5 protein-coding genes and 2 pseudogenes are annotated in these 7170 nt (G+C 73.5%); 3 read left to right on the top strand and 4 right to left on the bottom strand.

What is annotated here, in order from left to right:
* A partial coding sequence (locus SSBG_RS19625) for an SAM-dependent methyltransferase (RefSeq protein ID WP_106429363.1) occupies positions 1-487 on the top strand: 487 nt, incomplete at its 5' end.
* On the opposite strand, the gene SSBG_RS19620 is transcribed toward SSBG_RS19625, so the two are convergent.
* Positions 376-834: a hypothetical protein gene (locus SSBG_RS19620; protein WP_037871635.1), complete on the bottom strand. Its 459-nt coding sequence runs from the start codon at positions 832-834 to the stop codon at positions 376-378. The genes SSBG_RS19625 and SSBG_RS19620 overlap by 112 nt on opposite strands.
* Positions 835-836: 2 nt before the next feature.
* Positions 837-2194, bottom strand: a pseudogene (locus SSBG_RS19615) (molybdopterin-dependent oxidoreductase).
* A 113-nt stretch (positions 2195-2307) separates the two neighbouring features.
* On the opposite strand from SSBG_RS19615, the gene SSBG_RS19610 reads away from it, so the two are divergent.
* The gene (locus SSBG_RS19610) at positions 2308-3441 is read left to right on the top strand and encodes a hypothetical protein (RefSeq protein WP_008747816.1); all 1134 of its coding nucleotides are present in this window, start codon (positions 2308-2310) and stop codon (positions 3439-3441) included.
* 529 nt (positions 3442-3970) lie between these two features.
* Positions 3971-4180 (top strand): annotated as a pseudogene (locus SSBG_RS32245) (hypothetical protein); the annotation flags it as partial.
* 42 nt (positions 4181-4222) lie between these two features.
* Here the strand turns inward: SSBG_RS32245 and SSBG_RS19600 are convergent.
* Both SSBG_RS19600 and speB read right to left on the bottom strand, forming a co-directional pair.
* Complete coding sequence (locus SSBG_RS19600; RefSeq protein WP_008747814.1) at positions 4223-5899, bottom strand: thiamine pyrophosphate-binding protein; 1677 nt, start codon at positions 5897-5899, stop codon at positions 4223-4225.
* Positions 5900-5983: 84 nt separating this feature from the next.
* Positions 5984-6970 (bottom strand): agmatinase, encoded by a 987-nt coding sequence (gene speB / locus SSBG_RS19595; RefSeq protein ID WP_008747813.1) that lies wholly within the window; start codon positions 6968-6970, stop codon positions 5984-5986.
* Positions 6971-7170 lie beyond the last annotated feature (200 nt).

Below are 7170 nucleotides of genomic sequence, written 5' to 3'. Positions count from 1 at the left end.
TACGGCGCTCGGCGTGGACATCAGCACGGCGGCCGTCGCGCACACCGCCCGGCTCGGCGGGCGGGCGCTGTGCCGCTCCTTCTTCGAGCCGCTGCCCGGCGAGGGCCGCTGGGGCACGGTCCTGCTGATGGACGGCAACATCGGCATCGGCGGCGGCCCCGCCGCGCTCCCGGCCCGCGCGGCCGCGCTCCTCGCCCCCGGCGGCCTACTGCTCGCCGAGACCGCGCCCGGGGACGTGGACGAGCGCGCCGAGGTGCGGGTGGTGGGCTCCAGGGACGCCCTGACCGGCGGCGCCGGGCAGTCCTTCCCCTGGGCGCGCGTCGGCACCCCCGCCCTGCTGCGCCTGGCCGGGCACGCCGGGCTGCGGGCCCTCGCTCAGTGGACGGCCGGGGGGCGCTCCTTCGTCGCCCTGCGCACCCGGACCACGAGGACGGCCGCCGAGACGGCGAACAGGGCGGCCGTGATCAGCAGCCAGTGGGCGAGGTAGCCGTCCGTCGAACGGCCGGTGGCGGCGCGGAAGCGCGCGTCGGCCCGGCCGCTGATCAGCGGGAACCACACGAGGAGCAGGAGCAGGGAGAGCGCGCCGGGCACGCGGACGTGCCCGGCCAGGCCCCGGTGCCCGGTCGCGGCGAAGGGGCGGACCAGGAGGCGGTCGGCGGTGGTGTAGAGCGGCACCAGGACGAGGTCGTGGAGGAGGGCCGCGCCCACGATCCACAGCGCGACGCCGAACCAGTCCCCGGACAGGAGCCGCACGGCGGCGTACGCGCTGACCGCGAGCGAGCAGAGCGTGAGCAGGAGCGCGAGCGGGCTCCCCAGACGCGGGACGCGTGGCATCGTCACTGCCCTCCGAAGGTCATACGGGCCACCCACTTCGTGTTGAGCACCCCGGGCGCCGCAGGCACGACCACCCGCGCCGGGTAGCCGTGATCGGGCGTCAGGTCCGCCCCGTTGACCTCCAGGGCCAGCAGGGAGCGCGGGTCGGCGACCTGGTTGGCGCGCAGCCAGGCGTGCCGGAAGGTGCCGTGGGCCTGGAGCGATTCCACGTACACGTCGGCCGCTTCCTCCTCCCCGGCCAGCGCGGCGAGGTCGCGCAGCCGCACTCCGCGCCAGTGCTGGTCGGAGGTGGACCAGCCCTCCACGCAGGCGATGGGCAGGGCGGCGCCGTACTGAGGGAGGCGCCGGAGCCGGGCGCGGCTGAGGCGGACGGTGCCGGAACGGCCGGTGAGTTCGAGGCGCCAGGTGTTTTCGCGGGTGCTTGCGGTGGTGATCCCGGCGTAGGCGGCGGTCTTGTTGACCTGGAAGGCGCCGGGGCCGCTGCCGGGGTCCGCGCCGCCGTGCGGGGCGAGGAGGGCCGTGCGGCGCAGCGGGCCCCCGATGCTCTGCCCGGCCGTGGTGGCCAGGAGCAGCGCCGAACCGCCCGCGACGGACCACAGCGCCCCGCGCCGCGAGACCGTCGGCGCGTCCGGGTGGGGGGCGGTGAGCACGTCCGCCTCCCCGGGGGCGTTGCCGTCAGGGTGGGGCCCCGCCGCGCCCCGATCCCCCCCGCCGTGCCCGGTCCGCCCGTCTCCCCCGCCGCGCCCGCCGCGCCCGCGTCGTCCGGCGCGGGCAGGTGCCCCTGGGCGCGGGCGCGGCGCACGGTGCGGACGGCGAGCGGCACCCGCAGCGCGGCGTGCAGCGCGAAGGCGGCGAAGAAGAGCCACGCCCCGTAGAAGTGCAGGGGGTAGAAGGAGCCGGGGAAGAGGTAGTCGAGCTGGACGTTGAGGACGCCGGTGGTGAACTCGAAGAGGCCGCCGCCGACGAGCAGCAGGATCGTGACCCGTTCGAGGGCGTGCGCGAGGGAACGGACCGGCGGGAGCGCGAAGAGCTTCGGCACGACGGACCACAGCTTGGCGAGCAGCACCGGGATCAGCGTCACGCCGAGCGTGACGTGCACGCCCTGGGTGAGCCGGTAGAGCCAGTGCGGGTCGGTGGGCCAGTCGAAGAGGTAGAAGCCGAGCAGGCCCTTGTCGGGCGTCCGGTCGTTCACCCCGCCGAGTCCCGGGTTGTACGCCGCGTACGACAGCAGGCCCGTCACGAACAGGACGGTGACGCCGAGGAGCAGGACGAGGCCGAGGACCGAGGTGAACCACGGCCCGCGCAGGGGGCTGCGCCAGAAGCCGGGAGAGGAAGGCAGCAGCCGGGAGGGAGCGCGCATGGCACGACCGTAGGCCGCCCGGACCCCGCCACCAGGGCTACGACTCATGACGAATCGCTGACATCCCCCTCCGGAAGCGCGGGAACGGGGCGCACCCGGCCTAGCGTCGGGTCGTGCACCGCAGCCGACACGACCTCCTCGCCGTCCTCGGCGCCGCCCTCCTCGTGACGGCCGCCGCCCTGATCGGCCGCCACCTGCGGGCCGGCCACGACAACCTCTTCGTGGACTGGCCACCCCTGTACGCGCACTGGGAGCCCCACGTCGGGCCCGGCACCCCGGCCGCGCTCCTGGTGGCCGCCGCCGTCGTGCTGTACGGCCCGCCGCTCGCGGCCCGGCTGCCGTGGCGGCCCCTGCTCCTCACGGCGTGGGCCGCGGGAACGGCGTGGACGTTCTCGCTCGCCTGGATCGACGGCTGGTACCGGGGCATCGCGGAGCGCCTGACCTCACGCTACGAGTACCTGCGGGTCATCGACCGCTTCCAGGACATCCCCGCCACGCTGCGGGACTTCACCCACCACATCCTCCTGGACTCCCCGGGGCACTGGCCCCCGCACACCGCCGGGCACCCCCCGGCGGCGACGGTGACCTTCGTCCTGCTCGACCGCGTGGGGCTCGGGGGCGGCGGCTGGGCGGGCATGTGGTGCGTCGTCGTCGGCGCCTCGGCGGGGGCCGCCGTGCTCGTCGCGCTGCGGGCGCTGGCGAGCGAGGAACTGGCCCGGCGCGCGGCGCCCTTCCTCGTCCTCGCGCCCGCCGCCGTCTGGGTGGGCGTCTCGGCGGACGGCTACTTCGCCGCCGTCGCCGCCTGGGCCGTGGCCCTGCTCGCCCTCGCCGTCACCGGACGCTCCCCCGCCTGGGCCGCCGGTTCCGGGCTGCTCTTCGGGCTCGCCCTGTACCTCTCGTACGGGCTGACGCTCTTCGCCGTCATCGGCGGGGCGGTGCTCCTGCTGGGCCGTGCGGAGGTGCGGCGCCGGCCGGTGCTGCTCGCGTACCCGCTCGGGGGGCTCGTGGTCGTCCCGGCCGTGTTCACGGCGCTCGGCTTCAACTGGTGGGAGGCGTACCACATCCTGGTCGAGCGCTACTACCAGGGCGCGGGCGGCAAACGCCCGTACGGCTACTTCGTGTGGGCCAACCTCGCCTGCACCGTCTTCGTCGTGGGCCTCGCCACGGTCGCGGGGCTGCGCCGCTGCGTCGCGTCGCTCGGCGGCGGCACCCACGCCGCCCTGCGGGCCCGCCGGGAGGCGCTGTAAAATTACTAAACGAACAGGTAATAATACCAAAATCTAAAAATAAAAAAGGATAAATGTATCAGTACCTATTACAACGGTTCTCTGGAATAAAAACACTAGAATTAAAAAAAGAAAAAATCATTTATAAAAAAAGGAAAAAAGAAGAAGGAGAAAAAAGAAAAAATCAAATGATAACTTGAAAAATAAACTTTGCAACGGTATATAGTCACTAGCTAGTAATAAAAAATAAAAACCGAAAATAATCTATACGTAGTTTCGATAATACCAACAGAACCTTGCGGGCCCGCCAGGCGGCGTGGGGCGCGGGGGGAACGGGGCGGCCGGAAGCGGGACCGGGCGGAGCGGCGGCGGGCGGTGGCGGTGCGGCGGGCGGTAGAGGTGCGGCGGCTCCCGCGCCTCGGCCGGAGGATTGCCGCTCTCCCCCGCCCCGGCCGACGCGCGCCCCGCGCTCCTCGTCTCCCCCGGTACGCGGCGCGCCTCCGCTGTCGTGCCGGAGCTGCGGCCCGACTCCGGCGCGCTGCCGCGGACGCGGCTGGCGTTCCTCGTCTGCGCCGCCCTCGTGGCGCTCCTCGCGGCCGACCTCTCGGGCATGAGCAAGGCGGAGACGGAACGCATCTGGCTCCCCTTCGCGATCTGGCTGCTCCCGGCCGCCGCGCTGCTGCCGCGCCCGCGCCCGTGGCTCACGGCGCAGGCGGTCCTCGCGCTGCTCGTCAACCACCTGCTGCTGACGTCGTGGTGAGGGACCCGCGGTGACCCCGGCGGGCCACCGGGGCCCGCCCCCTCAGCTCTCCTCGAACATCCGCAGTCGTTCGCGCAGGACCACGACCCTCGGCCCGCCGTCGGCCAGGGCCCCGGACAGGTCGGCGGCCAGGTTCTCCACCGTGGTCGCGACGGCGGGGACGCCGAAGGACTCGGCCAGGCGCACGAAGTCGGGGCGGGAGAGCTCGGTGCCCTCGGCGACGCCGTAGGCGCCCTCCAGGTAGGCGCGGAGGATGCCGTAGCCGCCGTCGTCCACCACGAGCCAGGTGACGGGGAGGTCGTGCTGGCGGGCCGTCGCCAGTTCCGCGAGCGAGTACATCGCGCCGCCGTCGCCGGAGACCGCGAGGACCGGGCGGGACGGGTCGGCCACCGCGGCGCCGAGCGCGGCGGGGTAGGCGAGGCCGAGGCCGCCCGCGCCCTGCGCGGTGTGCATCGTGCCGGGGCGGCGGGGGTCGAAGCCCGCCCAGGCCCAGTAGCCGAGGATCGTCATGTCCCAGAAGCTCGGGGAGTCGTCGGGCAGGGCCTCCCTGATGGTGGTGAGCAGGCCGCGCTCCAGCCCGAGGTCCTGGGCGTCGAGGCGCGCCCGTACCTTCCCGAGCAGTTCCGCGACGCGCCCGCGCGCCGCCGGGTCCTCGCGCGGCGGGGCCGTCTCCAGGAGGGCCTGGAGCGCGGGGCGGGCGTCGGCGTGGATACCGAGGGCGCGGTGGTTGGCCTCCAGCTTGCCGAGGTCGGCCTCGATCTGGATGATCCGGCCGCGCGGCGCGAGGGAGTGGTAGTGCGAGGAGAGCTCGCCGAGGCCCGAGCCGACGACGAGGAGGACGTCGGTGTCGGCGAGGAAGTCCGTCGTGTGCCGGTCCTCCATCCACGACTGGCCCGAGAGCGGGTGCTCCCACGGGAAGGCGCCCTTGCCGCCGTAGGTCGTCACGACCGGCAGGTCCAGGTGCTCGGCGAGGGCGAGGAGCTTGCCCGCCGCGTCGGCCCGTACGACGCCGCCGCCCGCGAGGACCGCGGGCCGTTCGGCGTGCGCGAGCCAGTCGGCGGCGAGCGCGGTCAGCTCGGGGCGCGGCAGGAGGGGTTCGGGGAGCGCGTCGGGGGCGTTGACCTCGGGGAGCAGGGTCTCGGCCGCGAGGACGTCCTGCGGGATCTCGACCCAGACGGGGCCGTGCGGGGCGCTCAGCGCGGATTCCCAGGCGGCGGCGATCGCCGAGGGGATCTGCGAAGCGGCGCGCACGACGTGCACGGACTTCACGACGTCCCGTACCGAGCCCTGCTGGTCGCGCAGCTCGTGCAGGTAGCCGTGGCGGCCGCCGCCGAGCCCGGCGACCGGGACCTGCGAGCAGATCGCGAGGACGGGCGAGCTGGAGGCGGCGGCCTCCTGGAGGGCGGAGAGCGAGGTGAGCGCGCCGGGGCCGGTGGACAGGAGCAGCGGGGCGGCCTCGCCGGTGACGCGCCCGTAGCCGTCGGCGGCGAAGGCCGCGTTGTTCTCGACGCGCAGCCCGACGTAGCCGAGCGAGGAGCGGCGTACGGCGTCCAGGAGCGCGAGGGCGTGCTGCCCGGGGAGGCCGAAGACGGTCGTCGCGCCGAGCCCGTGCAGGGTCTCCACGACGAGGTCGCCGCCGGTCCGCCCGGCGGGCGGGGCGAGCGCCGCGCGGGTCTGGGCCTCGGTGGGGCGCAGTTCGATGTCGTGGTCGTGGCTCAACGCGGGTCCTTCCGGTGCGGGTGCGGTGCGGGTCGGGGCGGCGGTACGGGGCGGGGCGGGCCGGGCGCGTACCGTCGCCCCGGCTCAGTCCGCGTCCCGGTCCGCCGCGATGCGGCGGGTCATGAGGGTGGTCAGTTCGTACGCGGTGTGCGAGGCGGCGACGGCGGTGATCTCGGCGTGGTCGTAGACCGGCGCGACCTCCACGACGTCGGCGGAGACGAGGCGGCAGCCGGCGAGGCCCCGCAGGATCTCCAGGAGCTCGCGCGAGGTGAGGCCGCCGGCCTCGGGGGTGCCGGTGCCGGGGGCGTGGGCGGGGTCGAGCACGTCGATGTCGACGGAGACGTAGAGCGGGCGGTCGCCGATGCGCTGCCTGAGCTGGTCGGTGACCTCGTCCACGCCGCGCCGCATGACGTCGGCGGCCGTGACGATGCCGAAGCCCATCTTCGCGTCGTCGGTCAGGTCCCGCTTGCCGTAGAGGGGGCCGCGGGTGCCGACGTGGGAGAGCGCGGAGGTGTCGAGAATGCCCTCCTCGACGGCGCGGCGGAACGGCGTCCCGTGCGTGTACGCGGCGCCGAAGTAGGTGTCCCACGTGTCGAGGTGGGCGTCGAAGTGGAGGAGGGCCACGGGGCCGTGCCGCTCGGCGACGGCGCGCAGCAGCGGGAGGGCCACGGTGTGGTCGCCGCCCAGGGTCATGAGGCGGGCGCCGGAGTCGAGGAGGCGGCCGGCCTCGTGCTGGACGGTCTCGACGGCCTCGGCGATGTCGAAGGGGTTGACCGCTATGTCGCCCGCGTCGGCGACCTGCGCGAGCGCGAAGGGCGAGGCGTCCTGGGCCGGGTTGTACGGGCGCAGCAGGCGGGACGCCTCGCGGATCGCGTTGCCGCCGAAGCGGGCGCCGGGGCGGTAGGAGACACCCGTGTCGAAGGGGACGCCGACGACGGCGACCTCGGTGCGGGCGACCTCGTCGGTACGGGGCAGGCGCGCGAAGGTCGCGGGGCCCGCGTAGCGCGGGACGCGCGAGGAGTCGACGGGGCCGCGTGGAGCCTCGGCGGGCGGCGTGATGCGGTCGTTCATGGGTGCCTCATCGTTGGTCAGGTGAGCGCCCCGCGTCGTCGGGGGGCACGCCGTCGAGGGTTACGGGAGCTGTGGGCGGGTTGTCTGGTCTGTCGGTTCTTTTGGTGATGTGTTTTTAGCGTTGTGTTGTTTTGGTGGTGCTTTTTTGTCTCTCTATTTTTTATTTTTTTTTTTTTTTTTTTTTTTTTTTTTTTTTTTTT

Origin of the sequence: Streptomyces sp. SPB074 (assembly GCF_000154905.1) — a bacterium.
Classification (GTDB): domain Bacteria; phylum Actinomycetota; class Actinomycetes; order Streptomycetales; family Streptomycetaceae; genus Streptomyces.
The sequence above is the reverse complement of the archived record's forward strand: the minus strand, read 5'-3'. Positions and strand labels throughout refer to the sequence as shown.